The sequence below is a fragment of the Streptomyces sp. NPDC047061 genome (genome assembly GCF_040643955.1).
GTDB lineage: Bacteria > Actinomycetota > Actinomycetes > Streptomycetales > Streptomycetaceae > Streptomyces.
This window is the reverse complement of the sequence record NZ_JBEYVI010000014.1, coordinates 43,627-67,671: the sequence shown is the minus strand read 5'-3', so window position 1 is coordinate 67,671 and position 24,045 is coordinate 43,627. Positions and strand designations below refer to the sequence as shown.

The following is a 24,045-nucleotide window of genomic DNA, read 5'->3' as shown; positions in this document are numbered from 1 at the left end:
GGCCACCGGCTCCCGTGAAACCAATAACCGCGGACATTAGAGACGCCCACCGGAGCGGTGGCCGGCGGGCGGGACACCGTGTCCTTCTCGGAAAACCCGGTTGAAGTGGAACGGGCAGGGAATTCCGGACGCGACGGCGAACGCGCGGACCGGGTGAGCGTGCCAGGTCCAGGACACCGGACCGAGGAGGGCGGGCATGACGGCCACGGGCATCGACAGCACCAACCTGCGGCAGTTCGAGGAGGACGGCTTCACCGTCGTACGGGGCCTGTTCGGGCACGACGAGATCGACCGGCTGTGCGCGGAGTTCGCGGCGCTGCACGCGGCGGGGCGGGTGGTGCCGGGGCACTTCGAGCCGAAGCCGACGGCGGATCCGCTGCACCGGTATCCCCGGGTGATGCAGCCCCACGAGATCAGCGCGCTCGCGTTGCGGCTCCTGCTGGACCCGCGGCTTCGGGTGATCCTGGAGGCGCTGTTCGGGGAGGAGGTGCTGGCCGCGCAGAGCATGTTCTACTTCAAGCCGCCGGGGGCCCGGGGGCAGGCGCTGCATCAGGACAACTTCTATCTGCGGGTCGAGCCGGGGACGTGCGTCGCGGCGTGGGTCGCCTGTGAGGCGATCGACCGGGAGAACGGCGGCCTGGAGGTGGTGCCCGGGACGCATCGGATGGATCTGTTCTGCCCGGAGGAGTCGGATGCGGAGCTGTCGTTCGCGCGGGAGTACGTGGCACCGCCGGAGGGGCTCACGGCGGTGCCGGTCGATATGGCGGCGGGGGATGTGCTGTTCTTCAACGGGAGTCTGGTGCACGGGTCGCAGCCGAATCGCTCCGCCGGGCGGTTCCGGCGGTCGTTCATCGGGCACTACGTGGGGCGGTCGGCGGTGCGGATCGGGGAGTTCTACCGGACGTTGAGCATGGGTGGGGAAAGGGTTCCTTTGCTGGAGAGTAAGGGGGCTGGTCCGTGCGGTACGGAGCGGTAGTTGTTCGAGTGCGGGTGAGTGGGGGTTGAGCGCGCAGTTCCCCGCGCCCCTTACGGGGCACTTTCAGTGGCCGGAGATCGGATGGGGGCTGTAGGGCTGCTCCAGCTCCTCCAACTCCTTGTCGCTGAGCTCCAGTTCCACTGCCGCCACCGCGTCTTCGATGTGGCTCTGCTTCGACGCTCCGATGATCGGGGCCGTCACCGTGTTCTGGTGGAGGAGCCAGGACAGGGCCACCTGGGCGCGCGGGACGCCACGGTCGTCGGCGATGCGGGTGACCGCCTCGACGATCGCGCGGTCGCCCTCCTGGTAGAGGCGGTTGCCGAAGTTGTCGTTGGCGCTGCGCTCGGTGACCGTGCCCCAGTCGCGGGTGAGGCGGCCCCGGGCCAGCGGGCTCCACGGCAGCACGCCCACGCCCTGGTCGGCGCAGAGCGGCAGCATCTCGCGCTCCTCCTCGCGGTAGAGGAGGTTGTAGTGGTTCTGCATGGAGACGAACTTCGTCCAGCCGTTCCGCTCGGCCGTGTACTGGGCCTTGGAGAACTCCCAGGCGTACATCGAACTCGCCCCGATGTAGCGGGCCTTGCCCGCCTTGACGACGTCGTGCAGCGCCTCCATCGTCTCCTCGATCGGAGTGGCGTGGTCGTAGCGGTGGATCTGGTAGAGGTCGACGTGGTCGGTGCCGAGTCGGCCGAGGCTGTGGTCGATCTCGGAGAGGATCGCCTTGCGGGACAGACCGCCTCCGTTGGGGCCGGGGCGCATCCGGCCGTGCACCTTGGTGGCGAGGACGATCTCGTCGCGCCGGGCGAAGTCGCGCAGCGCCTTGCCGACGATCTCCTCGCTGGTGCCGTCCGAGTAGACGTTGGCGGTGTCGAAGAAGTTGATGCCGGCCTCCAGCGCCTGCCGGATCAGCGGGCGGGACGCCTCCTCGTCGAGGGTCCACTCGTGGGTGCCGCGGTCGGGCAGGCCGTAGGTCATGCAGCCCAGGCAGATCCTGGACACGTCCAGACCGGTGCGGCCGAGCTTCACGTACTCCATCGTTGTCTCCCACCGTCGAGATCACGTCGTACAGAGGCGAGCGTACGTCGGGCGTCCGCCCGGCCTCCTGTCGTGACGGTGGTTATCGGACGCCGTCAGGGCCGCTCCAGCAGGTCCAGCGCGCATTCCCAGGCGAACTCGGGGCGGGGGCCGTCCGCTTCGGCCGCACCGGCGTAGGGGCCGCCGAAGCGGACGCCGAGCGCGCGCAGCCGGGTCAGGCTCTCCTGGTAGGCGGGGTGGGCGGCCAGCGCGCCGGCGACGCAGGGCAGGACGGCGATCGGGACGCCGAGCCCCAGGGCCTCGCAGAGGGTGCCGACGGCCAGGGTGTCGGCGAGCCCGGCGGCCCACTTGTTGACGGTGTTGAAGGTGGCGGGGGCGACCACGACGGCGTCCGGCGCGGGAAAGGGGCGCGGGTCGGAGGGCCGGCGCCAGGCCGACCGGATCGGGCGTCCGGTGCGCGCCTCGGCGTCGGCCGTGTCGAAGAAGCCGTTCATGGCGACGGGCGTGGCGATGACCCCGACCTCCCAGCCGCGCCCCCGGGCCGCGGTGATGAGCCTGCCGACGTCCGCGGCGATGCCGGCGGCACAGACGACCAGATAGAGGAAGGGCTTGCGGGGCTCATCGGTCATCCGGGAACCCTATGCGGGCACTACCGGAGCGGGAAGGACAGGCCCCGCTCGGACTCCGGGCGCGGACCGTGGATCCGGCGCTCGTGCTCCTCGATCGGCACGTCGTTGATGCTGGCCTCGCGCCGGGTCATGAGTCCGTGCCCGTCGAACTCCCACAGCTCGTTGCCGTACGACCGCCACCACCGGCCGTCCGCGTCGCGGCACTCGTACTGGAAGCGGACGGCGATCCGGTTGCCGTCGAAGGCCCACAGGTCCTTGCGGAGCGCGTAGTCGAGTTCCCGGGCCCACTTGGCGGTGAGGAGCTCGACGATGGCGGCGCGGCCGGTGACGAAGGTGTCGCGGTTGCGCCAGACCGAGTCCTCGGAGTAGGCGAGCGCCACCCGTTCGGGATCGCGGGTGTTCCAGGCGTCCTCGGCGGCCTGGACCTTCTGGACGGCGGTCTCCCGGGTGAAGGGCGGCAGGGGCGGACGGTCGGCCATGGTCTCCTCCTCGATGAAGGGAGAACGTGCGTTCTCCCGGTCGCTGCTACCGTAGGAGAACGCACGTTCTCTCGTCAAGGAGTGGCCCATGGACAGCGCGGTGGCGCGTGAACAGGCTCTGGACGCCGCCGAGCGGCTGTTCTACGGGCGCGGGGTGCAGTCCGTCGGCATGGACGACATACGCGGCGCCTCCGGCGTCTCCCTCAAGCGGCTCTACCAGCTCTTCCCCGCGAAGGAGGAGCTCGTCGCGGCCTATCTGGAGCGGCGGGACGTGCGCTGGCGGCAGCGGCTCGCCGAGCACGTCCGGCGGCACGAGGACCCCCGGGAGCGGCTGCTCGCGGTCTTCGACTGGCTGGAGGGGTGGTTCGGGGAGGCGGACTTCCGGGGGTGCGCGTGGATCAACGCGTACGGCGAGCTCGGCGCCACCTCCCCACGGGTGGTGGACCGGGTACGGGGTCACAAGCAGGCCTTCCGGGACTACCTCGCCGAGCTGGTGGCCGACGCCGGACTGGACGCCGCGCTCACCGGGCCGCTCTTCCTGCTCGCCGAGGGGGCGATGGTCACCGCGGGCATCACCGGGAGCACGGAGGCCGCGGCGGAGGCCCGCGCGGCGGCCCGGGTGCTGTTGCGCGCCGGGTGAGGTCAGCCGACGGCGACGAGCCGCGCGACCCTGGCGCGTGCCTCGGCGAGGGAGGCCGCGACCTCCTCCCCCCGGTTCGCCGTACCGGCCCTGGTGGACGGCCGGGTCGGCCTCGTCGTCGCCCCGCGGGGACGGCTGCGGTACGTCCTGCGGGTCACCGTCGAGGGTGACCGGGGGGCGGCCTACGAGGTGGTCGCCGACCCGGCACGACTGCGCGGGCTGGAACTGGCGGTGCCAGATGTGCCGGTGGCTGCCTAGCCCGTCGGCTCCTTCATCGTGATGGCGTGCACCGGGCAGGCCCGGGCCGCCTCCCTGACCAGCGGGTCGCCGCCGCCGTCTTCCATGCCGGGGAGCAGGGTGCTGAAGCCGTCGTCGTCCTGGGTGAAGACGTTCGGGGCGGTCAGGGCGCACTGGCCGGCGCCGATGCAGACGTCCTGGTCGATCTCGATGTGCATGGCAGGAGCCTCTTACCAGGTCACGGGGAGTTCCAGCATCCCCTGGATCGTGTCGCCGGGTTTGAAGGGGATCTCCTCCGGCGGTGCGGCGAGCCGCAGGTCCGGGAGCCGCTCCCACAGGGTGCGCAGGGCGATCTCCAGCTCGGTGCGGGCCAGGTTCTGGCCCAGGCACTGGTGGATGCCGAAGCCGAAGGCCACGTGGTGGCGGGCCGGGCGGTTCCAGTCGAGGGTGTCGGGGTCGTCGTACACGGACTCGTCGCGGTTGATGACGGAGGTCGCGAAGAGCACGCCGTCGCCCTTGCGGATGGTGGTGCCGGCCACCTCGATGTCCTCCAGGGCGACGCGCAGCAGCCCGTCGGCGATGGACAGCATCCGCATGAGTTCCTCGACGGCGGCCGGCACCAGGGTGGGGTCGGCACGCAGTTCGGCGAGCCGCTCGGGCTGCTGGAGCAGGGTGAAGGTGCCGAGCGAGATCATGTTGGCGGTGGTCTCGTGCCCGGCGACCAGCAGGATGAGGGCGAGCGAGACGACCTCGGCACGGTCGAGGGCACCGTCGCGCAGTCGTTGGTGGACGAGGACGTCGAGGACGCCGTCGCCGGGGGCCGCGTCCCGGCTCTTCAGGTCGGCCAGGTCGCCCAGGTAGGCCTCCAGCTTCTCCCGCGCGTCCAGGGAGTCGGCGGGCTCCGGACCGCGCAGCAGCCGCCGGGACTGCGCCTCGAAGAACTCGTGGTCCGCGTAGGGCACACCGAGCAGGTCGCAGATGACCATGGACGGCACGGGCAGGGCGAAGGAGCTCACCAGGTCGGCGGGCGGTCCCTCGGCGATCATCTTGTCGAGCAGCTCGTCGACGATCCGCTGGATGGCGGGCCGCATCCCGGTCGCCCGTTTGAGGGTGAAGTCCGGGATCAGCATGCGGCGCTGGGTCTGGTGCTCGGGATCGTCGAGGCCGAGCAGGGCGACCTGGCGGCGCTCCCGGGCCGCCGCGAACCGGGCGTTCGGCATCGGGAAGTCCTCCCGCCGGCGGTCGCTGGAGAGCCGGGGGTCGGAGAGCAGCGCGCGGGCCGCGCCGTGGCCGGTCACCGCCCAGGCGGTGCGGCCGTCGTAGAGACGGATGCGGGCCAGCGGGTTGCCGTCCCGCAGCGGGTCGTAGCCGGTGGGTGGGTGGTAGGGGCACGTGCGGTCCTGCGGCCAGGCCACAGGTTCGGCCGGGTGGACAGGATCGGTGGGTTCCGTCACGCCCGTCAGTTCGTTCATGGAAGACCTCGCAGACGAATGTCGTACGTCGTGCCGATCTTCATTAGATGCCCGGGGCACCCATGGGACGATCGCAAGTTCAGCCAGATCGGTGAATCGGGTGATCTGGCCGAACCGCACGCGGTCGGGGGACGGTTCCGCGCCGAAATTCGCTTGCCGGTGCGGCGACGCGGGCCCCAGGATCTGCGCATGAACACTCCTGACGCCGTTGTGCCGCTGACCACCGCGACCGTCCGTCGGGTGCGGGTCCAGCAGCAGCCCGGGCGTCCCCGGAGGCCCGAGCCCGCACGCGCGTGACGGCCGCGCTCGTCGCCGGCCTGCTTGCCGGGTACGGGATCGCCGTCCCGGTCGGTGCGGTCGGCACATATCTAGTGTCCCTCACGGCCCGCACGTCACTGCGGACCGGCGCCTGCGCCGCGCTCGGCGTCGCGAGTGCCGACGGCCTGTACGCCCTGCTCGCCGCGGTCGGCGGGGCCGCGCTGGCGGCGGCCCTGCTGCCGGTGCTCGGGCCGCTGCGGCTGGTGTCGGCGCTGGTGCTGGTGGGGCTCGCCGTGCGCGGTGCGACGGTCGCGCTGCGCCAGTTCCGGGAGCGGCGGCTCACGACCAGGGAGGAGCGGCCGGTACCCGGCCCCGGGCGGGCGTATCTCGGCCTGCTCGGGATCACGCTGCTCAACCCGACGACGGTGATCTACTTCGCGGCCCTGGTGGTCGGCACGCGGTCCGCCGATCCGGTACGGCCGCTGGAGCAGGGCGTCTTCGTCCTCGCGGCCTTCGCCGCCTCGGCGAGCTGGCAGCTGCTGCTGGCGGGCGGCGGCGCGCTCCTCGGCCGGGGGCTGACCGGCCACCGGGGCCGCCTGGTCACGGCGCTGCTGTCGAGCTGCGTGATGCTGGGGCTGGCGGCCCGGATGGCGCTGTCACCGGGCTGACCGGCCGTGCGCCCGGGGCTCGGGGTACGGGCGGGATCCCGTCACGGGACCGGTGTCGTAGGGATGATCGGGAGCGCTCCCGGTGTTGAATCATGCCGTCAGTCATGGAAGCGAAGAGGGGACGGACCTCATGCCTCTTGAGGGCGAGTACGAGCCCAGCCCGACCGCCTGGGTGCGCGAGCAGGTCGAGCTGTACGAGAGCTCGGGCGGGAAGGAGGGCACCACCCTGATGGACACCGGGATGCCCGTCATCCTGCTCACCACTCTGGGCGTCAGGAGCGGGAAGATCCGCAAGACGCCGCTGATGCGGGTGGAGCACGACGGGAAGTACGCCGTGGTCGCCTCCCAGGGCGGTGCGCCCAAGCACCCGGTCTGGTACTTCAACGTCAAGTCGCACCCGGTCGTCGAGCTCCAGGACGGGCCGGCCAAGCAGGACATGACCGCCCGTGAGGTCACCGGTGCGGAGAAGGCCCAGTGGTGGGAGCGGGCCGTCGCGGCGTACCCGCCGTACGCCGACTACCAGAAGAAGACGAGCCGGGAGATCCCGGTGTTCGTACTGGAGGCGCAGTAACGGGGAACTGACGATTCCGGGAATCCATTCCGGCCGGGGACCGTCGGAATTTAGAAAAATCTGTTTCCGGAGGGCATGAACCGGCTTCGGGCCGGGCAGCCGAATAACAGGCCCCGCCGCGTTCCCCCGTCGCGGCGGGGCTTTCATGTACCTTCGTCTGCTTCCTGCTGTCCGAGCGCCACGAACCCCCCGTTCGCGCCGACAGGGGCCGATCACTCCGTGCGAGAAGCGGAAATGCGGGAACGCATTCCGCAGAGCCCCCGGTCGACCACGGGCGGCTCCCGGGCAAGGAGGACGCATGAGCGGCGGCGACGGCAACAGCGAGCTGGGACACAAGGCGTTCAGCCGGTCCCCCAGCCACTTCACGGACCGGATCACCACGGACGGGCGGAACGGCTGGCCGGTGGCGGCCGGACGCTACCGGCTGGTGGTCAGCCGCGCCTGCCCGTGGGCGAGCCGGGCGGTGATCTCCCGGCGGCTGCTCGGCCTGGAGGACGCCCTGTCGCTCGCCGTCACCGACCCGATCCAGGACGACCGCAGCTGGCGCTTCACCCTCGACCCCGACGGCCGTGACCCGGTACTCGGCATCCGGTACCTGAGCGAGGCCTACGACCGCCGGGAGACCTACTACCCGGGCGGGGTGAGCGTGCCCGCCGTCGTGGACGTGCCGAGCGGGCGGCTGGTCACCAACGACTACCAGCGGCTGACCCTGGACCTGGCCACCGAGTGGACGGCACTGCACCGGGACGGCGCGCCGGAGCTCTATCCGGCGCGGCACCGGGACGAGATCGACACGGTCATGGCGGAGGTGTACGAGGACGTCAACAACGGGGTGTACCGGGCCGGGTTCGCCCACGGGCAGGAGAAGTACGAGGAGGCGTGCGCGGGGGTGTTCCGGCGGCTGGAGCTGCTCGCCGGGCGGCTGGCCGGGCGGCGCTACCTGGTCGGGGACACCCTCACGGAGGCCGACATCCGGCTGTTCACCACGCTGGTGCGGTTCGACGCCGTCTACCACGGCCACTTCAAGTGCAACCGCTTCAAGCTCACCGAGAACCCGGTGCTGTGGGCTTACGCGAGGGACCTCTACCAGACGCCGGGATTCGGTGACACCGTCGACTTCGACCACATCAAGCGGCACTACTACCAGGTCCACACCGGGATCAACCCGACCCGTATCGTGCCCCTCGGCCCGGATCTCGCCGGGTGGCTGACGCCCCATCACCGGGAGGAGCTCGGCGGCCGGCCCTTCGGGGACGGGACGCCGCCCGGCCCGGTGCCGGCGGACGAGGAGGTCGCGGTCGCGGGGCGGCCCTGAGAACGCGGAGGCAGGCATGGCCAAGCGCACGAAGAAGCTGAAACTCCCGCTCGTCTACGCACCCGTCGGCCTGGTGCTGAGCTGGGCCGGCGGGGCGCTGGGCGCACTGGCCTTCCGCAGGACCTGGCTGGCGCTGCGCGGTGAGGAGGACGCTCCGGACGCCCTGGACCGGAACCGCGGCTGGGGCGAGGTGCTGCTGGCCGCGGCGGTCCAGGGCGCGGTCTTCGCGGTGGTGCGCAGCGCCGTGGACCGCACCGGCGCGACGGCCATAGAGCGCTCCACCGGGGTGTGGCCGACGGCCGGCAAGGGCGGCCGGGACCAGGTGGGCCCTCCGGGGGCGGGGCCCGACGCGGTGTGACGGAGCGCCCGGCCGGGCCGGTGTGACCGCGCTCCTGGTACGGCCAGGCCGGGCGCCTCTCCCCGGTCGGCGGATTCAGCCGCCCGCCGGGCGCTTCCCGGCGCGCAGCTGCGCGAGCCGGGCCTCGGCCGCCGTCAGCAGCAGGTCGAGGGCGGCCGGGTAGGAGCTGCCTCGCATCGAGGCCACGAGGTGGCGGGCGGTGGCCGCGATGTTCGGGTGGCTGGTGGCGGGCAGCCGGGCGTAGGTGTCCCGCCACACGTCCGCCTCGGCGTCCCGGGCGGCCTTGGGCAGGGCGGTGTTGGCGGAGTCGAGGGCGCCGTACGCCAGGGCCTGGTCGACGAAGGCGTGGTAGACGCGGACCGCCTCGGGATCCGGGAAACCGGCGTTCCGCAGCACCCCGAGGATGGTCTCGACGGCCCGGATCTCGTACGTCCGCCCGGTCACCCGGTGGGCACTGAGCACCGCCGCCCGGGGGTGGGCGAGGGCACCGGCGTGCATGCGCAGGCCGAGGTCGCGCAGGTCGGCACGCCAGTCGCCGGTGGACCGCCAGACCCGCAGGGTACGGCCGATCAGCTCGTCGGCGATGGCGAGCATCAGGTCGTCGGTGTGCCGGAAGTAGCGGTACAGGGAGCTGGGGTCGGCGCCCAGGGCGCGGCCGAGGCGGCGTACGGACAGGGCGTCGGCGCCGTGCTCCTCGATCAGCCGCATCGCGGTCCCGACGATCAGCTCCTCGGAGAGGACCACGCCCTGTCTGGTGGGGCGCCGGCGCTGCCGGGCGGCGGCCGGTACGACGCGTTCGCTCACGGAACCTCCCTCGCGGTGTGCCGGGCCGTGCCGGGCCGTGCCGGCACCTTATGACAACACCGTTGACCTGTGAAGGGCACCGGCAGTTTCATGTCCCGTCACCGGGGCCGACCAGTCCGGCCCCCAGGTGCGAGCGGAGTGTGCCGGCCATGACCGACCAGCCCTACACAGCAGACCCCCCTGAGTTGCGCAGATCCCTCGGCGTCCTCGACGGCATCGCGGTCGCCGCGTCGAGTACGGCCGCCACGACCAGCATCGGCATCGGTCTGGGGGTGACGGCCGGGGTGGTCGGGCTGCATCTGCCGGCCGTCATGCTGCTGGCGTTCCTGCCGGTCCTCGGCATCGCGGGCGCCTACTCCCGGCTGAACAAGGTGGAGCCCAACGCGGGCAACGGCTATGTGTGGGTGGGCCGTTCGCTCAATCCGTGGCTCGGTTTCATGGTCGGCTGGGTGAACATCGTCGCGACGGTGGCGTTCCTCGCGTACACCACGGCGGTCACGGGCTCCGCGATCCTGCAGCTGGCGGGCGAGGCCGGAGTGCACCGGATCGGCTCGCTCGCCCTCGACCCCGGCTCCACCGCGCAGACCACGGCCGTCGGCATCATCGTCCTGGTCGCCGTCACCCTGACCGCCGTGACCGGCATCCGAACCGCCGCCCGCCTCCAGACCGGACTGCTCGTCTTCGAGTACGTCGTGCTGCTCGGGTTCTGCGGCTACGGCATCGTCACCGGACCGCACCCCTTCAGCCTCAGCTGGTTCGACCCGTTCGCGATCCCGTCGCCGACGGCGCTGGCGCAGGGCCTGCTCCTTTCGGTGTTCTGCTACTGGGGTTTCGAGGCCGCGTTCAGCGTCAACGAGGAGGTCCGCGACCCCCGGGACGCCTCCCGGGCCGGGCTGATCACCCTGGTGACCATGCTGGGACTGTTCCTGCTCGGCTCGGTGGCGTTCCAGCGGGTGCTGTCGGAGAAGGAGCTGGCCGGGCACGGGGCCGAGGGGCTGGCGTTCTTCGGCGACCGGCTGGCCGCGCAGCCGTGGGCCGCGCTGCCGCTGGTGGCGCTGATGTTCTCGGCGGTGGCCTCGCTCCAGGCCGGGGTGATCCCGACGGCCCGGGGGATGTTCGCGATGAGCCGGGACCGTACCCTCGGGCCGGTGTGGTCCAGGGTCAGCGCCCGGTACGGCACCCCGGCGGCCGGCACGCTGCTGATCGGCGCACTGGCCACGGCGGTCGCCGCGCTCGCCCTGGTGATCCCGCGGCTCGCCGACATGATCATGGCGACGGTGAACGCCGTCGGCATCGTCGTCGCCCTGTCCTACGCGCTCACCGCGCTCGCCGCCGCCGCACGCTTCCGCGCCCTGCTCCGGGAGGACTGGCGGCAGGGCGTCCGGGCCGTGGTGCTCCCGGCGCTCAGCGCCCTCGCCCTGCTGGGCCTCGGCGGCTACCTCGGCTGGTCCTTCTACACGTCCACCGACCACTTCGAGGTCAGCGCGGACAACGGCTGGTTCCTGCTGACCACCCCGCTGGTGATGATCGCGTCCGGGTTCGTCGCGGCCGGGTGGGCGAAGTACGTGCGCCGCTCGCCGTACTTCCGCACCGGCGAGGGTACGGACGCCGACGCGCCCCAGCTGCTCACGACCTCCAACTAGGAACAGGAAACATGCACGCAGATCTGCTCTTCACCGGCGGCCCCGTCCTCACCCCCGCGGGCCCCGCCGACGCCGCCGTCGCCGTCACCGGTGAGCGCATCACCGCCGTCGGCCCCGCCGAGGAGGTGCGGGAGCTCGCCGGGCCGCGCACGGAGGTGGTCGACCTGGCCGGGCGGCTGCTGCTGCCCGGGTTCCAGGACGCGCACATCCATCCGGTGCCGGCCGGCCTCGAACTGACCCAGTGCGACCTGACCGGGCTGCGGACCGCCGAGGAGACCGTGGCCGCTGTACGCGCCTACGCCGAGGCGCATCCGGAACGGGCGTGGATCCAGGGTGGCGGCTGGTCCATGGAGGCGTTCGCGGGCGGCACGCCGACGAAGGAGCTGCTGGACGCCGTGGTACCGGACCGGCCGGTGTACCTGCCCAACCGGGACCATCACGGGGCGTGGGTCAACAGCCGGGCGCTGGAGCTGGCCGGGATCGGCCGCGACACGCCCGACCCGGCCGACGGGCGGATCGAGCGGGACGCCTCCGGCGCGCCGAGCGGCACACTCCAGGAGGGGGCGATGCAGCTGGTCGGCCGGCTCGCGCCGCCGGCCGGCCCGGCGGACCGGCTGGCGGCGCTGCTGCACGCCCAGCGGCATCTGCACGCGCTCGGCATCACGGCCTGGCAGGACGCGCTGGTCGGGGAGTTCCTCGGCATGGACGACCCGTCGCAGGCGTATCTGACGGCGGCCCGGGACGGATCGCTGACCGCACGGGTGGTCGGGGCCCTGTGGTGGGACCGGGAGCGTGGCGCCGAGCAGGTTCCCGAACTCGTCGAGAAGCGGGCCGCGTTGAGCCATGGCCGGTTCCGGGCGGGCACGGTGAAGCTGATGCTGGACGGGGTGGCCGAGAACGGCACGGCCGCGCTGCTCGATCCCTACCTGGACAAGTGCGGCTGCGCGACGGGCAATCGGGGCAAGAGCTTCATCGATCCGAAGCACCTTCCGGCGTATGTCACCGAGTTGGACTCGCTCGGCTTCCAGTGCCATTTCCACGCGCTCGGGGACCGGGCCGTACGGGACGCGCTGGACGCGGTCGAGGCGGCGCGGGCGGCCAACGGGATGAGCGACACGCGGCCCCACCTGGCGCATCTCCAGGTCGTGCACCCCGCCGACGTGCCGCGATTCGCCCAACTGGGCGCCACCGCCAACATCCAGACGCTGTGGGCCGCGCACGAGCCGCAGATGGACGAGCTGACGATCCCCTTCCTGGGGTCCGAAAGGGCCGGGTGGCAGTACCCGTTCGGGGCGCTGCTGCGGTCCGGGGCACGCCTCGCGGCCGGCAGTGACTGGCCGGTGAGCAGTCCCGACCCGCTCCAGGGCATCCATGTCGCCGTGAACCGGGTCGAACCGGGCGGCGACGCGCCGGTGTTCCTGCCCGCGGAGCGGTTGAGCCTGGCGGCGGCGGTCACGGCGTACACGGCCGGTTCGGCCTACCTGAACCACCTCGACGACACCGGGCGGGTGGCGGTCGGGGCGCTCGCGGATCTGGTGGTCCTGGACGGGGATCCGTTCGCCGGGCCCCCCGAGCGCATCGCGGACACACGCGTCGCGCACACCTACGTGGGGGGCGCGCGAGTGTACTCAGCTCAGGAGGCCTGAGCAGTAACACACGTCACGGCCAGGTCACGCGTAGATCATTTACGCTCTGGGCAGCCTCGTAGCGCCTCACGGCTCAACTTTCGAGCCACGAAGGCCAGTTCGAGTGCACGGGTGGCCGACAGGCCACCCGTTCGCAGAGACGGGGGGCTCTGCGCACTGTCGCCCGAAAGGAAACACATGCCTCAGGACGTCACGTTCGACCTGCCCTTCGAGACCCCCGTCATCGAGCATCCGGAGCACACGTCGCGGGACCTGTCGCAGGCCGCGGCCCGGGCCTGTCCGCGCACCCCGGATCCGGCGGTCGCGCCGCGCCCGACGGGCCGCGCGTGCTTTCTGATCGGCACAGCCGAGTCGGCGACACAGGTGCTCGTCCTGTAGCAAGGGCGCTTCGGCAAGGGCGGGCCCCGTTCATGGAAGGCCGGCGGCGTCGAGGATGAATCCGCCGTGGGCGGGCGGCTCGCCGCGTTCGAGAACCGAGCGGACACGAGGCAGCACGCCCTCGTAGGGCCGGACCTCGTCGGGCCAGTCCTCGCAGGACCGGTCCTCGTAGGGCTGGTCGGCTGCCCGCGCCGCTTCCTCCGCCGTCAACACAGCAGTCGTGCCCCTCGCGGTCGTTCGCGGCAGGAGCCGGATCCGGTCGCGTGAGTCCGGCTGTCCGGCGAGGCCGTCGCGGCGGGGACAGCAGATTCCCGGACACCACCGGCCGACGACCACGGCCGGTCAATTCCGGTTGCCAGGACCACAGTTCGAAGGAGACCGGTGTGAATTATCGAGTCGTAGGCGCTGCTCCGAAGGCGTCCGCCGACAGCCTGCTCCCGGCGCAGCCAAGTGCCCAGTTCCAGCCCGCGGAGGCGGCGAACGCCCTGGCCCGCCTCCTGCTGGAACGCGTCGACGGGCGCACGGAGGAGCACCGCAGGTGCCAGGACGCCGCCCAGGAGCGGCTGGACGCACTCGGTTCCCCCCGCGCCGGTACCACGCTGCATGTGGAGGGAGCCCTCCAGCTGGTGCCGCGCGCGTTCCTCCCTCCCGACGAGGAGGGCTACGCCCGGCTGAAACGGCTCGACACCGGCCTGCGCCTGATCGAGGCTGCCTTCCCCCAGGTCAGCACCGATGTCGAGCTCTGCCGACTGACCTGCGCGATGCTGGAGGGGGCGTGGCGGAGCCGGGCACTCGCCCCGCCGCGCGAGGAGGAACCGGCAACCGCCTGCGGCTGCCCACTGTGCCGTCGGCTGCCCACGCCCCCCGCACGCACGCTGGCCGACTACAGCTGGCGGCAGAGCGCCGGTCGTCCCCTCACCGTCAAGGCCTGGCCCTACCGCCCGGAACTCGACAGCGTCCTGACCGCCGGATGGATCTGGGTCCGGCAGTTGAACGACCTGGAACGAGATCTTGGCCTCCGCCACCGCTTCGAGGACGACATCCTCGTCTTCCACGAGTACAAGCGCGTGATCGACACCATCGACACCACGCACGTCACCCAACTCGTCGAAGGCCGCCTGGCCGAGAGTTTCAGTGTCAACAGCGCCCGCGCCCTGGTCTGCGGACTCTACGCGGCCCACAAGCGATCCGCCGACGAGTACTGGCTCCAGCAGCACCACGCGGGCGGCGTCACGCTTCCCCAGACCAACCCGCTCGACCACAACACCTACTCGGCCCTGCAGATGCTGGACTGCCTGTTCTGGCACGTCTCGCCCGACACCGAACTCTGGCAGGAGGAACACCTCGCCGCCCTGCTGCTGTGTCGCGTCATCGACGACATGGGCGACGTACGGGTCGACTCCCTCACCGGCGAGATCAGCAACTTCTGGCTCGCCGACCTGCCCACCCACACCAAGGCCCTCTACGCCGCCTGCACGATCGCCCTCATCAAGTACGGCTGCCTGCCCGAGGCGCATGAGCCGATGTGGAACACCTGGTTGATGAGCAGCACCATCGTCTGGATGGGACTCACGGGCCGCCACGCCCTGTGGTTCGACGGCATCACCGAGGGCCTCCCCCCGGCCGAGGACTGCCCGCTGTGCGACCTGCAGCCCAACCCGTGCACCGGCATCCTCACCCACGGCACCACCCTCACCATCGGCCCGCGCCCCACCGCACCGGCACTGAGCTCCCGGACCGCCGAGCTGTCCGCGCTCTGCCGAGCCCAGTTCCCCCGGACATGGGCCCTCTTCGACGCCGAGCTCCATGCCTTCGAAGCACTGCACGGCCCCTGGCAGGGCAACATCGACAGCACCTGGGAGATCCTGCGACGCACCTACGTCGCCGCCGTGGAGGCATCCATGGACGCACCGTCCCCGGACCGCGCCCGGCAGATCCAACAGGACGCCGGCGCAGTCGGATCCGAAAAGTTCTACACCCTGTACGACCCTCGGACCGGGAGGGAGGACACCGCACTGCTCTCCTACATGTTCGGCTGCGCCCACCCGCATTTCATCTGGAACGCCACGGGACACCAGCCCACGACCGTCACCGGCGACTGGCTCGACGGCTGACGCCTCGATCCTGTTCCGGAACCGCCGACGACGCTGCTGCCCGGCCGGTCCTCCGGCCGGGCAGCAGCGTGCTCAGACCGGGAACTCGACCGGCAGCCTGTCCAGCCGGGACTCCCAGGTGGAGGCCGTCGAGGTGAGCTCGTCCGCCGGCACGGCCAGCCGCAGGCCCGGCAGCCGGTGCAGGAGGACGTCCACCGCGATCTCGATCATGGACTGACCCATACTCTGCCCGGGGCACTCGTGAGGGCCCGCGCCGAACGCCAGGTGCGCCTGGTTGCCCTCCACCGAGACATCCGGGTCGGGCCGGACCTCGGGGTCGAGGTTGCCCGGGGCGAGACCGAGCACGAGCAGGTCGCCCGCACCGATGAGATGCCCGCCCAGTTCGACGTCGCTGGCGGCGAAGCGTCCCGGCAGGACGGTCAGCGGCGGGGAGTTCCACATGGCCTCCTCCATCACCGCCGAGATGTTCAGCTGCCCGCTGGTCAGCCCGGAGAGCCGGGAGGCGTCGGTCAGGACCAGCCGCAGCACCCGGGCCAGCAGGTTGGTCGTGACAGCCGCGGCGATCATCACCATGCGCAGGTGGTCGACGACCTCGTCGTGGTCGAGAGCCGCGTGATGGTCCAGGAGGTCGGTGGCGAGGTCGGAGCCGGGTTCGGTCCGCCTGCGCTCGACGAGCTCGCCGAAGATCTCCCTGATCCTGCCGTCGTGCATCACGGCGTCCTCGCCGCCCTTGAGCAGCTCGGCGCAGGACTCGACCAGCCGGCGCCCCTCCACCTCGGCGAGCCCGAGAACGCGGCTCATCACGAGCATCGGCACGAAGTCGGCGTAGTCCGCCACCAGATCGGCGCGGCCGACGGCCGCGAACCGGTCGATCTGCTTGTTGGCGAAGTGCGTGGCGTGGCGCCGGGTACCACGGCTGACGGCGGCCTGCAGCACGTCGTTGACGGCGCCGCGCAGCCTGCGGTGCGGCTCACCGTCCTGGGACACGCAGTCGGGACGCCAGGCGAGCATCGGGATCAGGGCAGAGGTCTCCTGGACCCGTCCCTCCCGGTAGTCCCGCCAGGTCCGCGCGTCCCGTGGGAACTGGCTGGGGTTGTCGAGCACCCGCCGGCTGTCCCGGTAGCCCAGCACCAGCCAGGCGTTGATGTCGCCCTCCAGCAGCACCGGCGCGACGGAGCCGTGTTCCTTGCGCAGCCGCTCGTAGATGTCGTGCGGGTCGGTCGCCGCCTCCGGCCCGTACAGCCGGGCCAGCTCGGGCGAACCGTGCGCGACCGGGCAGCCGCGGGGGGCGTCGGGACTGTCGAGGCTCTGGTCGTTCATCGGGGCTCCAGTGCGACGGCGGAGCGTTCCTTCAAATGACGTATCAGGGCGATCAGTACGTCGCGGCTGGAGGCCCGGTCCCGGGCGTCACAGGCCACGATCGGGGTGTGCGGGGAGATGTCGAGGGCGTCCCGGATCTCCTCGACGGGGTGTTCCTTGCAGTCGGGGAAGACGTTCAGGGCGATGACGAAGGGCACGTTCTGCCGCTCCATCTCCTCGATCGCCCGGAAGCTGGAGGCCAGTCTTCGGGTGTCCACCAGGACGATCGCGCCGAGCGCGCCCTTGAACAGGCCGTTCCACAGGAACCAGAACCGTTCCTGTCCGGGGGTGCCGAACAGGTACAGCATCAGGTTCTCGTTGAGGCTGATCTTGCCGAAGTCGAGGCTGACCGTGGTCTCGGTCTTGTCCGCGACGCCGATGAGGTTGTCGACGCCGACGGTCGCCTGGGTGAGGGTCTCCTCGGTGGTGAGCGGCTTGATGTCGCTGACGGAGCGGACCATGGTGGTCTTCCCGGTGCCGAACCCCCCGGCGATCATCACCTTGACCGAGCGGGTCCCCCCGGCACCGGGGTCGCCGGGATGGTCAAAGCCTTTCAAGTCCACTGAGTACCTCCTGGAGGAGCGCGAGGTCAGGCCCGCGTCCGGCGTGGTGCGCCGGAATGGGATCACGGGCTTCAATACGGCCTGCGTCCAGCAGATCCGCCAACAGCACCGCGAGAATGTTGAAGGGCAATCCGAGATGGGCGGTGAGTTCGGCCACCGACAGCGGATCACGGCAGCGCCGGACTATCTCCTCGTACTCGTGCTGCATCCCCGGGACCGGGGCGGTGCGGGAGACGACGAGGGTGGCCACGTCGAGGCTCGACGCCGACCCGCCCGGTCCGCTGCGTCCCCCGGTGAGGACGTAATAGCGCTCGAGACCGGACGGATCCGTGGGCCGGTGGGGAGCACTCATCCAGAGTGCTCCTCCAGGCGCGGAGAGGTGCCGAGCAGCTCGCCCATCCGCCGTGACAGGTCCCTCATCTGGTGACCGAGCAGCCCCTGGTCGAGCCCTTCGCGGGCGAGGACCCCGAGATACGTCTCCACACCGGCCCGTACGACGAAGAGATGACCGCCGTCGACCTCGATCATCGCCAGCCGCAGCTGCCCCGCGTACTTGGGGAACTGCTCGGCGACCGGCTGGGCCAGGGCCTGCAGCCCCGCCACCACGGCCGCGAAGCGGTCCACGTCGTCGGGGTCCTCGGCACCAAAGGAGGTGATGGCCTTGCCGTCGCTGGAGGCCACGAGGGCGAAACGGATCTCCGGGATACTCTCCACCAGATCACGGAGCGCCCAGCTCACGTCGGTTCCCTGTTGCGTCATGTGGACTAGTCGCTCTCTTCAGTGCGGTGCTCGGCGGACTCGCGCCCGGCGGCGGCGTCATCGGCGCCGGCCGGGGTCGCGAGTGCCGCGTCGTCTTCGTCTCCGGTCAACTCGGCCTCGCTGTCCGCCGCTTCGTCCGCGACGGGCGCGCGGCCCGCGGTGGCGAAGGCGGCCAGGCCGGCGAAGGACTCCTCGGGCGGGACCGCGGGGAACGCGGCGCCCTCCGTGCGCGCGGTGCGCTCCTCGGGCTGCTCCTCCTCGCGGCGCCGGCTGCGCCGCCGGGGCAGTCCGCCCGGGGTGGTGTCCTGGGCCTCGCCGGACTCCGGCTGAGTGACGGTTTCGACGGCGACCGGGCCGTGCGCCTGCACCGGGGACGCGGCGGCGGGTGCGGCCGTCACGGGGGCCGGAGCGGCGGGGGCCGCGGGCAGCGGGCTGAAGAACTTGTGCGGGACCACGACCACCACCGAGGTGCCGAGCCAGGGCGAGTCCGCGAAGGTGACCCGGATGCCGTAGCGGCGGGCGAGGATGCCGACGACCCGCAGGCCGATGTTGGCGTCCTCGGAGATGCCCCCGATACCGGGTCCGACGTCGGTGCCCGCCAGGGAGTGCTCGGCCTCGCGCTTCTTCTCCTCGCTCAGGCCCTTGCCGGAGTCCTGGATCTCGATGCCGACGCCGTTGGGTACCTCCTTGCCGGAGACGACGACCGGCTCGGTGGGCGGCGAATAGCGGGCCGCGTTGTCCAGCAGGTGGGCGAAGATCAGCGTGAGATGGTCCACCAGACCGCCGTCGACGCCGAGTTCGGGCAGGTGCCGGACCTCGACGCGGTGGAAGTCCTTGATCCGGCCGATGCCGCCGCGCACCACGCTGAGCAGGCGCTGGGGCTCCTGCCACTGGCGGCCGGGGCGGTCCGAGCCGCCGAGCACGCCGATACTGCCGGCGAGCGAGTCGGCGGGGCCGAGCTCCTGGTCGAGCTCCATCAGACCGCGGGCCACGGCGGGCAGCCGGCCGTGCTCGCCCTGCATCTCGTGCAGGCGGCCGCGCAGCTTGCTGGTCAGGACGTGGATCCGGTTGCCGACGCTGATCACGGCCTGCTCGGCGGAGGTGGAGCGGTTGAACTCCTCCTCCACGCCGATCAGCGCGGTGCGCAGGATCCGGCGCAGGTCGGCCTGGACGTCCTTGTCCACCTTGGCGCACTGGTCGGTGACGGGCAGCAGGTCGTCGATGGCGTCGCCGTCCCGCAGCCGCTTCAGTCCGTCGGGCAGCTGCTCGTCGGCGAGCCGGGAGATCGCGGCCCGCTGGTGCGTGAGCTGCTCCTGCCAGACCTCGGCCTGGTCGGCGAGCTGCGCCTCGGAGGACTTCAGCTGGTCGCCGAGCCGCTCCTCGTACGCCCGTGCCTGCTCGGCCAGTTGGGCGTCGTAGTGGGCGGTCCGGTCGGTGAGCCGGGCCTCGAAGGCGGACGTCTGCTCACCGAGCTGGGCGTCGAACGTGGCCGACTGCTCGTTGAGCTGGGCCTCCAGCGTGGCGCGCTCGGCGGAGAACTTGCGCTCCAGGCCCGAGACATGCTGCTGCCACTGCTGGGAGTGCTCGGCCTGCGAGCTGCGGAACGACCCTTCGGAGCTGCGCAGTTGACGCTGCGAGCGAATCAGGAGCCGCACGCACACAGAGCTCGCGACGGTGGCCGCGGCGCCGGCGACGGCGGCGGTTATTCGCTCGGAGCTCATGAACGTGGCGGCGACTGTCCCTCCCCCTAAGGCCAGCGGCATCAGCCACCAGCTGTACCAGGCGACAGGGGCCCGCGCCGCCGGCGGCGGAGTGGCGAGTTCCATCTGCATCCTTAGAAGCAACACAATCGAACAGCAACGAACAGGGGCAGTGCGCGAGGGCCGCACTCATGAGTGCACACGGCAGGACGGACCCACCGAAGGGTGCGTCAACTCGCTGTGACGGAAGGGAGCTTATCGGGTTTGAACCCCAAAGGATCAACCTCGACAAGCAGAGGAAGTGAGGGTTCCGTCACGCTCCGCCAGTTGGCGGCAAATCAACAAATACCCATTCCTGGCTGCGACTTCCCGACATGTACCCCTCAATCGGATCCCACACCGACCCGAGATCTCATGGACACCTGTCCAGCTATAGTGGACACCTGTTCAAGAGATGGGGAGGATCCGCCGATCATGGAAATTCTGGCGAACGTGCTGGTCGGGCTGGTGGCCGCGCTGCACGCGTACATCCTGGTGATGGAGATGTTCCTGTGGCAGAAGGGCCCGGGGATGCGCTTCCACGGCTTCGACGCGGAACTGGCCCGCCGGACCGCGCCGCTCGCCGCCAACCAGGGGCTCTACAACGGCTTCCTGGCGGCGGGCCTGGTGTGGGGGCTGGTCGCGGCCGATCCGACGGGTTTCCGGGCCCAGGTGTTCTTCCTGTCGTGCGTGGTGGTGGCGGGGGTGTACGGCGCGGTCACGGCCAACCGGCGGATCCTGTTCGCTCAGGCGCTGCCCGGCGCGCTCGCACTGGCCGCCGTCCTCGCCGCCCGGTGACCGGCCGCCCGGCCGCCGAGGACCCACGGGCCGCCCGCACCCGGGCGCGACTGCGGCAGGCCCTGCTCGACGAGTGCGCCGAACGACCGCTCGCCGAGGCCGGGGTGGCCGCGGTGGCGCGCCGGGCCGGGGTGGGCCGGGCCACCTTCTACGTCCACTACGACGGCCTGGAGGCGCTGGCGGTCGACGCCTGCGCGGACGTCGTCCGGGAGGCCGTGGACGCGCTGCACGCCTGGCGCGGCCGGCCGGACCCGGTGCATGCACCGCCGGCGCTGCCGGAGTTCTTCGCCGGGCTGGTCCCGCACGCGGCCCTGTACCGGGAGTTGCTCGCACCCGGCGGCGGGGGTCCGCTGGGCCGGGTGCTGCACCGGGACCTGCGGGCGCGCAGCCTGGCCGAGCGGGAGCTGGTGGGCGCGGCGGACGCCCCGCTGGTGGCCTCGGCGGTGGCCGCCACCTTCGCCGGGGTGCTGGCCGACTGGCTGCACGGCCTGCTCGACGCCGGTCCGGACGAAGTGGCGGACCAGGTCTGGCAGTTGCTGGTCGCCCTGCACATGAGCCGCTGAGCGGTCAGGCACAGGCGAAGCCGCGCCGCTCCCCGGGCCAGGCCTCCACGCCGTGCGAGGTGCGGACGTAGGCCGTGCCGCCGTCGTCCGTCAGCCACAGCCGCCGGTCGCGGAAGCGGTAGCCGGTGTCGTGCGCGTCGGCTGGCATCATGGTGTCACCGACGTAGCGTCCGACGAGTTCGGAGCCCCCGGCGAACACCCCGTGCGGATCACGGACGTAGGTCCTGCCGCCGACCGTCAGGAAGTGTGCCGACTGCCAGCCGCAGTGCTCGGAGCCGGAGGAGCTGGTGATCTTCGAGACCGGGACCCGGCGGCCCTGCGCGTCGCTCCAGATCTCGGGCCATCCCGCTCCCGTCGTCACACGCGCCGGGAGTTCGGACGGATCGCAGCTGGCGTCGGTCTCCGGCCCCCAGCCGGGCCTGCCCTTCTGGTCCTTGGCGACCACGACGGCCACTTTCGTGCGCCCGCCGACGTCGTAGGAGTAGAGCACCCGGTCCGCTTCCCGGCGCTCCACGCGGTAGCCGCTGCGCGGCGCCTCCGGGTCGAACATGTGGAAGAAGAGCCGCAGGCCGTCCTCGGGCGAGTCGCCGCCGTCGCTCTCGTTCCAGCCGTCGGGCCCGCTGCCCCAGTAGATCTCTCCGTCGCACTCCAGCGCGCGGCCGGCCGCGCCGGAGGCGGTGCGCATGGCCTGCGGGGTGCTCTCGTCGACCTCCTTCGTGGGGATGTCCAGCGACCCGCGGTACGGCGTCGCCGGCGGCGTCCCCTCGACCACGACGGCCGGCCCGCCCGCGCCGTCGCACCCCACCGCCACGGCCGCCACCAGCACCGTCCCCGCCGCCAGCCCTCTGCGCATGCCAACCCCCGCCGCTCGTCACCGTTGCCGTCCTTGGACGGCGGAGCGGGCCGGAACGTTCAGGCTCGTCAGAAGAAGGGGCTGGCACGATTCCACGGGCTATTGGGAATCGTGCCCTTTCCCCAGCGGGTACGCCCAGACGAACTGGGTGACCATGAACGACTTGAACCCTCCCCCAACCACGGAAGGGGGATTCCTGGCTCACGCAGCTTGACCGCTCAGCGAACGGCCGAGTCTTACACGATCAGCACCAGCCGGGTTGGAACCAGCCCGGTTGACGTGAGCGTCGGCAAACAGCGCGCGCTTGGCTCTCGCAACGCGCTGAAACCGAGTCTAACTCAAAGTAGCGACACCGGAACCCAGTTTCGTGATCCGGCCCGGCGACGAGGTCTTCGGCATGGCGTCCTACCCGTACGGGCACGGCACGCACGCCGAGTACGTGACCCTCCCCGCCCGCGCCCTGGTGCCGAAGCCGGCCGGGATCGACCATGTGCAGGCGGCCGCGCTGCCGCTGGTGTCGCTGACGGCCTGGCAGGCGCTGGTGGAGAACGCCGACGTACAGGCGGGGCAGCGGGTGCTGATCCACGCGGCGGCCGGCGGGGTGGGGCATGTGGCGGTGCAGATCGCCAAGGCGCGCGGCGCGTACGTGATCGGCACGGCGAGCGCCGCCAAGCACGGCTTCCTGCGGGAGATCGGCGTGGACGAGCCGGTGGACTACCAGTCCGTGGACGTCACGGAGACGGTACGGGACGTCGACGTCGTCCTGGACACGATCGGCGGCGACACCTCGGTTGCCTCGCTGCGGGTGCTGCGGCCGGGCGGGGTCGTGGTGTCGATCCTGCCCGTGGGCGGCCCGCGGTTCCACGAGGAGGCCGAGCGGCTGGGCGTGCGGGCGGTGCGGATGCTGGTGGACGCCGACCGGGCGGGGATGCGGGCGATCGCGGAGCTGGTGGAGGCGGGGAAGCTGCGGGCGACCGTCGCGGGGACCTTCCCGCTGGCCGATGCCGCCAAGGCGCACGAGCTGGGCGGCACCGGCCGGACCACCGGGAAGCTGGTCCTGGTCGTCGACTGACCTGCGCGGTCAGAAGGTGAGCACGGGCTTGATCACCTTGCCCGTGCTCATGTCCTGCACGGCCCGGTCGATCTCGGCGAACGGGTAGGTGCTGATCAGCCGGTGCAGCGGCAGCCGTCCCTCGCGGACCAGCCGGACCAGGGCCGGGATGAAGGCCTGGGTCTCGCTGTCGCCGAGGGTCAGGCCGACGATCCGCTTGCCGGCCAGCAACCCGTTGACGTCCAGCGGGACCTCGGTGCCGAAGGGCGGGGCGCCGACCACGACCAGGGTGCCGCGGGCGGCGAGCGCGTCGACGCCCTGGCGGAGGACGGCGACGCTGCCGGTCGTCTCCACGATGCCGTCGGCGCCGGCTCCGCCCGAGATGCGCCCAAGGGCCTCCCCCACGTCTTCCCGGGTGGCGTCGACGGTGTGGGTGGCGCCCACCTCCCTCGCCAGTTCGAGGCGTTCGGCCACCCGGTCGACGGCGACGATCGTGGTGGCGGGGGTGAGCGCGGCGGCCATCACGGCCGACAGGCCGACCGCTCCGGCGCCGAGGACGACGATCGTGCTGCCCGTGGTCGGCTCCAGGACGTTCCACACGGCGCCGACGCCGGTCTGCACCCCGCAGCCGAGCGGGGCGATCGACTCCAGCGGCACGTCCGGGTCGACCTTGACCAGGCTGCGCTCGTCCACCAGCGCCCGCTCGGCGAAGGAGGACTGGCCGAAGAAGTGGCCGCCGAGCGGTTCGCCGCCGCGGCTGACGGTGGCCGTGCCGTCGGCGCGCCGGCCGCCGATCAGGTTCAGCGGCAGCCAGGTGGTGCAGTAGGCGGGGTGGCCGCCGTTGCAGTTGCGGCAGGTGCCGCACGAGGTGAAGGACAGCACGACGTGGTCGCCGGGGGCCACGCCGGTGACGGCGGAGCCGACGGCCTCGACGACGCCGGCGCCCTCGTGGCCCAGGACTCCGGGCAGCGGGAAGGGAAGTCCGCCGCTCGCCACGCTGAGGTCGGTGTGGCACAGACCGGTGGCCACCATGCGGACGAGCACCTCGTAGGGCCCCGGCGCGTCGAGTTCGACGTCGCTGAGGGTGAAGGAGGCGCCGCCGGACTCGACCACGGCGGCTCGGGTGGTGAGGGACATCGT

27 protein-coding genes and 1 pseudogene are annotated in these 24,045 nt (G+C 71.7%); 14 read left to right on the top strand and 14 right to left on the bottom strand.

The genetic code is table 11. From position 1 onward, the window contains the following. Positions 1–196 precede the first annotated feature (196 nt). The gene (locus ABZ887_RS21435) at positions 197–976 is read left to right on the top strand and encodes a phytanoyl-CoA dioxygenase family protein (protein ID WP_361291710.1); all 780 of its coding nucleotides are present in this window, start codon (positions 197–199) and stop codon (positions 974–976) included. Between the two features lie 63 nt (positions 977–1,039). Here ABZ887_RS21435 and ABZ887_RS21430 read toward each other — a convergent pair whose 3' ends face one another. From ABZ887_RS21430 to ABZ887_RS21420, 3 genes are all read right to left on the bottom strand, one after another. Then, positions 1,040–2,008, bottom strand: a complete 969-nt coding sequence (locus ABZ887_RS21430; RefSeq protein WP_361291708.1) for an aldo/keto reductase — start codon at positions 2,006–2,008, stop codon at positions 1,040–1,042. A 95-nt stretch (positions 2,009–2,103) separates the two neighbouring features. Continuing rightward, on the bottom strand, positions 2,104–2,637 hold the full coding sequence (locus tag ABZ887_RS21425) for a flavoprotein (RefSeq protein WP_361291706.1): 534 nt from the start codon (positions 2,635–2,637) through the stop codon (positions 2,104–2,106). 20 nt (positions 2,638–2,657) lie between these two features. After that, a complete protein-coding gene (locus ABZ887_RS21420) occupies positions 2,658–3,116 on the bottom strand; it encodes a nuclear transport factor 2 family protein (protein WP_361291704.1) in 459 nt (152 codons plus the stop codon). An 88-nt stretch (positions 3,117–3,204) separates the two neighbouring features. Here ABZ887_RS21420 and ABZ887_RS21415 point away from each other — a divergent pair, with 88 nt between their 5' ends. Together ABZ887_RS21415 and ABZ887_RS21410 are read left to right on the top strand one after the other, a co-directional pair. After that, entirely contained in the window at positions 3,205–3,756 is a 552-nt protein-coding gene (locus ABZ887_RS21415; protein ID WP_361291702.1) for a TetR/AcrR family transcriptional regulator, read from the top strand. 93 nt (positions 3,757–3,849) lie between these two features. Continuing rightward, positions 3,850–4,014, top strand: a complete 165-nt coding sequence (locus ABZ887_RS21410) for a hypothetical protein (RefSeq protein ID WP_361291700.1) — start codon at positions 3,850–3,852, stop codon at positions 4,012–4,014. On the opposite strand, the gene ABZ887_RS21405 is transcribed toward ABZ887_RS21410, so the two are convergent. Together ABZ887_RS21405 and ABZ887_RS21400 are read right to left on the bottom strand one after the other, a co-directional pair. After that, positions 4,011–4,211, bottom strand: coding sequence for a ferredoxin (locus tag ABZ887_RS21405; RefSeq protein ID WP_361291698.1), 201 nt, complete (start codon positions 4,209–4,211; stop codon positions 4,011–4,013). The genes ABZ887_RS21410 and ABZ887_RS21405 overlap by 4 nt on opposite strands. A 12-nt stretch (positions 4,212–4,223) precedes the next feature. Beyond that, the gene (locus tag ABZ887_RS21400; RefSeq protein WP_361291696.1) at positions 4,224–5,465 is read right to left on the bottom strand and encodes a cytochrome P450; all 1,242 of its coding nucleotides are present in this window, start codon (positions 5,463–5,465) and stop codon (positions 4,224–4,226) included. Positions 5,466–5,758: 293 nt separating this feature from the next. Between ABZ887_RS21400 and ABZ887_RS21395 the strand changes: the two genes are divergently transcribed. From ABZ887_RS21395 to ABZ887_RS21380, 4 genes are all read left to right on the top strand, one after another. Then, complete coding sequence (locus tag ABZ887_RS21395) at positions 5,759–6,391, top strand: LysE family transporter (protein ID WP_361291694.1); 633 nt, start codon at positions 5,759–5,761, stop codon at positions 6,389–6,391. A 130-nt stretch (positions 6,392–6,521) separates the two neighbouring features. Beyond that, complete coding sequence (locus tag ABZ887_RS21390) at positions 6,522–6,962, top strand: nitroreductase family deazaflavin-dependent oxidoreductase (RefSeq protein ID WP_361291692.1); 441 nt, start codon at positions 6,522–6,524, stop codon at positions 6,960–6,962. Positions 6,963–7,260: 298 nt separating this feature from the next. Then, the gene (locus tag ABZ887_RS21385) at positions 7,261–8,277 is read left to right on the top strand and encodes a glutathione S-transferase C-terminal domain-containing protein (RefSeq protein ID WP_361291690.1); all 1,017 of its coding nucleotides are present in this window, start codon (positions 7,261–7,263) and stop codon (positions 8,275–8,277) included. Positions 8,278–8,293: 16 nt separating this feature from the next. Further along, complete coding sequence (locus ABZ887_RS21380; RefSeq protein WP_361291688.1) at positions 8,294–8,635, top strand: DUF4235 domain-containing protein; 342 nt, start codon at positions 8,294–8,296, stop codon at positions 8,633–8,635. Positions 8,636–8,710: 75 nt separating this feature from the next. Here ABZ887_RS21380 and ABZ887_RS21375 read toward each other — a convergent pair whose 3' ends face one another. Continuing rightward, the gene (locus ABZ887_RS21375; protein WP_361291686.1) at positions 8,711–9,439 is read right to left on the bottom strand and encodes a TetR/AcrR family transcriptional regulator; all 729 of its coding nucleotides are present in this window, start codon (positions 9,437–9,439) and stop codon (positions 8,711–8,713) included. 149 nt (positions 9,440–9,588) lie between these two features. On the opposite strand from ABZ887_RS21375, the gene ABZ887_RS21370 reads away from it, so the two are divergent. The 3 genes from ABZ887_RS21370 (at position 9,589) to ABZ887_RS21360 (ending at position 13,106) form a co-directional block, all read left to right on the top strand. Beyond that, on the top strand, positions 9,589–11,082 hold the full coding sequence (locus ABZ887_RS21370) for an APC family permease (protein ID WP_361291684.1): 1,494 nt from the start codon (positions 9,589–9,591) through the stop codon (positions 11,080–11,082). Positions 11,083–11,093: 11 nt separating this feature from the next. After that, the gene (locus tag ABZ887_RS21365) at positions 11,094–12,728 is read left to right on the top strand and encodes an amidohydrolase (RefSeq protein WP_361291682.1); all 1,635 of its coding nucleotides are present in this window, start codon (positions 11,094–11,096) and stop codon (positions 12,726–12,728) included. Positions 12,729–12,905: 177 nt separating this feature from the next. Then, complete coding sequence (locus ABZ887_RS21360) at positions 12,906–13,106, top strand: hypothetical protein (protein WP_361291680.1); 201 nt, start codon at positions 12,906–12,908, stop codon at positions 13,104–13,106. A gap of 30 nt (positions 13,107–13,136) precedes the next feature. Here the strand turns inward: ABZ887_RS21360 and ABZ887_RS21355 are convergent, their stop codons facing one another. Continuing rightward, positions 13,137–13,316 carry a hypothetical protein gene (locus ABZ887_RS21355; RefSeq protein WP_361291678.1) on the bottom strand — a complete coding sequence of 60 codons (180 nt, stop codon included), beginning with the start codon at positions 13,314–13,316 and terminating at the stop codon, positions 13,137–13,139. 173 nt (positions 13,317–13,489) lie between these two features. Here ABZ887_RS21355 and ABZ887_RS21350 point away from each other — a divergent pair, with 173 nt between their 5' ends. Beyond that, the gene (locus tag ABZ887_RS21350) at positions 13,490–15,220 is read left to right on the top strand and encodes a hypothetical protein (RefSeq protein WP_361291676.1); all 1,731 of its coding nucleotides are present in this window, start codon (positions 13,490–13,492) and stop codon (positions 15,218–15,220) included. Positions 15,221–15,292: 72 nt separating this feature from the next. Here the strand turns inward: ABZ887_RS21350 and ABZ887_RS21345 are convergent, their stop codons facing one another. From ABZ887_RS21345 to ABZ887_RS21325, 5 genes are read right to left on the bottom strand one after another with little or no spacing between them, the layout of a single operon-like run. Beyond that, positions 15,293–16,540 carry a cytochrome P450 gene (locus tag ABZ887_RS21345; protein WP_361291674.1) on the bottom strand — a complete coding sequence of 416 codons (1,248 nt, stop codon included), beginning with the start codon at positions 16,538–16,540 and terminating at the stop codon, positions 15,293–15,295. Continuing rightward, a complete protein-coding gene (locus ABZ887_RS21340) occupies positions 16,537–17,142 on the bottom strand; it encodes an ATP/GTP-binding protein (RefSeq protein WP_361291672.1) in 606 nt (201 codons plus the stop codon). Before ABZ887_RS21340 ends, ABZ887_RS21345 begins: the two co-directional genes overlap by 4 nt. Beyond that, positions 17,123–17,494, bottom strand: a complete 372-nt coding sequence (locus ABZ887_RS21335) for a DUF742 domain-containing protein (protein WP_361291670.1) — start codon at positions 17,492–17,494, stop codon at positions 17,123–17,125. Before ABZ887_RS21335 ends, ABZ887_RS21340 begins: the two co-directional genes overlap by 20 nt. Further along, entirely contained in the window at positions 17,491–17,901 is a 411-nt protein-coding gene (locus tag ABZ887_RS21330; RefSeq protein ID WP_046733906.1) for a roadblock/LC7 domain-containing protein, read from the bottom strand. Before ABZ887_RS21330 ends, ABZ887_RS21335 begins: the two co-directional genes overlap by 4 nt. 5 nt (positions 17,902–17,906) lie before the next feature. Further along, positions 17,907–19,727, bottom strand: a complete 1,821-nt coding sequence (locus ABZ887_RS21325; protein ID WP_361291667.1) for an ATP-binding protein — start codon at positions 19,725–19,727, stop codon at positions 17,907–17,909. Positions 19,728–20,075: 348 nt separating this feature from the next. Between ABZ887_RS21325 and ABZ887_RS21320 the strand changes: the two genes are divergently transcribed. Both ABZ887_RS21320 and ABZ887_RS21315 read left to right on the top strand, forming a co-directional pair. Then, positions 20,076–20,438 carry a DUF1304 family protein gene (locus tag ABZ887_RS21320; protein WP_361291665.1) on the top strand — a complete coding sequence of 121 codons (363 nt, stop codon included), beginning with the start codon at positions 20,076–20,078 and terminating at the stop codon, positions 20,436–20,438. Continuing rightward, positions 20,435–21,001, top strand: a complete 567-nt coding sequence (locus ABZ887_RS21315; RefSeq protein ID WP_361291663.1) for a TetR family transcriptional regulator — start codon at positions 20,435–20,437, stop codon at positions 20,999–21,001. Before ABZ887_RS21320 ends, ABZ887_RS21315 begins: the two co-directional genes overlap by 4 nt. Positions 21,002–21,005: 4 nt before the next feature. On the opposite strand, the gene ABZ887_RS21310 is transcribed toward ABZ887_RS21315, so the two are convergent. Further along, the gene (locus ABZ887_RS21310; RefSeq protein WP_361291661.1) at positions 21,006–21,854 is read right to left on the bottom strand and encodes a hypothetical protein; all 849 of its coding nucleotides are present in this window, start codon (positions 21,852–21,854) and stop codon (positions 21,006–21,008) included. A gap of 373 nt (positions 21,855–22,227) precedes the next feature. On the opposite strand from ABZ887_RS21310, the pseudogene ABZ887_RS21305 reads away from it, so the two are divergent. Beyond that, positions 22,228–22,926: pseudogene (locus ABZ887_RS21305) on the top strand (NADP-dependent oxidoreductase); the annotation flags it as partial. Between the two features lie 9 nt (positions 22,927–22,935). Here the strand turns inward: ABZ887_RS21305 and ABZ887_RS21300 are convergent. Beyond that, complete coding sequence (locus tag ABZ887_RS21300; protein ID WP_361291659.1) at positions 22,936–24,042, bottom strand: NAD(P)-dependent alcohol dehydrogenase; 1,107 nt, start codon at positions 24,040–24,042, stop codon at positions 22,936–22,938. Positions 24,043–24,045 lie beyond the last annotated feature (3 nt).

Coding starts and splice junctions, on each gene's coding strand:
- ABZ887_RS21320 (WP_361291665.1), top strand. CDS start 20,076: ATGGAAATTCTGGCGAACGTGCTGGTCGGGCTGGTGGCCGCGCTGCAC.
- ABZ887_RS21380 (WP_361291688.1), top strand. CDS start 8,294: ATGGCCAAGCGCACGAAGAAGCTGAAACTCCCGCTCGTCTACGCACCC.
- ABZ887_RS21370 (WP_361291684.1), top strand. CDS start 9,589: ATGACCGACCAGCCCTACACAGCAGACCCCCCTGAGTTGCGCAGATCC.
- ABZ887_RS21420 (WP_361291704.1), bottom strand. CDS start 3,116: ATGGCCGACCGTCCGCCCCTGCCGCCCTTCACCCGGGAGACCGCCGTC.
- ABZ887_RS21365 (WP_361291682.1), top strand. CDS start 11,094: ATGCACGCAGATCTGCTCTTCACCGGCGGCCCCGTCCTCACCCCCGCG.
- ABZ887_RS21310 (WP_361291661.1), bottom strand. CDS start 21,854: ATGCGCAGAGGGCTGGCGGCGGGGACGGTGCTGGTGGCGGCCGTGGCG.
- ABZ887_RS21430 (WP_361291708.1), bottom strand. CDS start 2,008: ATGGAGTACGTGAAGCTCGGCCGCACCGGTCTGGACGTGTCCAGGATC.
- ABZ887_RS21335 (WP_361291670.1), bottom strand. CDS start 17,494: ATGAGTGCTCCCCACCGGCCCACGGATCCGTCCGGTCTCGAGCGCTAT.
- ABZ887_RS21385 (WP_361291690.1), top strand. CDS start 7,261: ATGAGCGGCGGCGACGGCAACAGCGAGCTGGGACACAAGGCGTTCAGC.
- ABZ887_RS21400 (WP_361291696.1), bottom strand. CDS start 5,465: ATGAACGAACTGACGGGCGTGACGGAACCCACCGATCCTGTCCACCCG.
- ABZ887_RS21435 (WP_361291710.1), top strand. CDS start 197: ATGACGGCCACGGGCATCGACAGCACCAACCTGCGGCAGTTCGAGGAG.
- ABZ887_RS21300 (WP_361291659.1), bottom strand. CDS start 24,042: ATGTCCCTCACCACCCGAGCCGCCGTGGTCGAGTCCGGCGGCGCCTCC.
- ABZ887_RS21415 (WP_361291702.1), top strand. CDS start 3,205: ATGGACAGCGCGGTGGCGCGTGAACAGGCTCTGGACGCCGCCGAGCGG.
- ABZ887_RS21325 (WP_361291667.1), bottom strand. CDS start 19,727: ATGGAACTCGCCACTCCGCCGCCGGCGGCGCGGGCCCCTGTCGCCTGG.
- ABZ887_RS21330 (WP_046733906.1), bottom strand. CDS start 17,901: ATGACGCAACAGGGAACCGACGTGAGCTGGGCGCTCCGTGATCTGGTG.
- ABZ887_RS21390 (WP_361291692.1), top strand. CDS start 6,522: ATGCCTCTTGAGGGCGAGTACGAGCCCAGCCCGACCGCCTGGGTGCGC.
- ABZ887_RS21360 (WP_361291680.1), top strand. CDS start 12,906: ATGCCTCAGGACGTCACGTTCGACCTGCCCTTCGAGACCCCCGTCATC.
- ABZ887_RS21345 (WP_361291674.1), bottom strand. CDS start 16,540: ATGAACGACCAGAGCCTCGACAGTCCCGACGCCCCCCGCGGCTGCCCG.
- ABZ887_RS21425 (WP_361291706.1), bottom strand. CDS start 2,637: ATGACCGATGAGCCCCGCAAGCCCTTCCTCTATCTGGTCGTCTGTGCC.
- ABZ887_RS21405 (WP_361291698.1), bottom strand. CDS start 4,211: ATGCACATCGAGATCGACCAGGACGTCTGCATCGGCGCCGGCCAGTGC.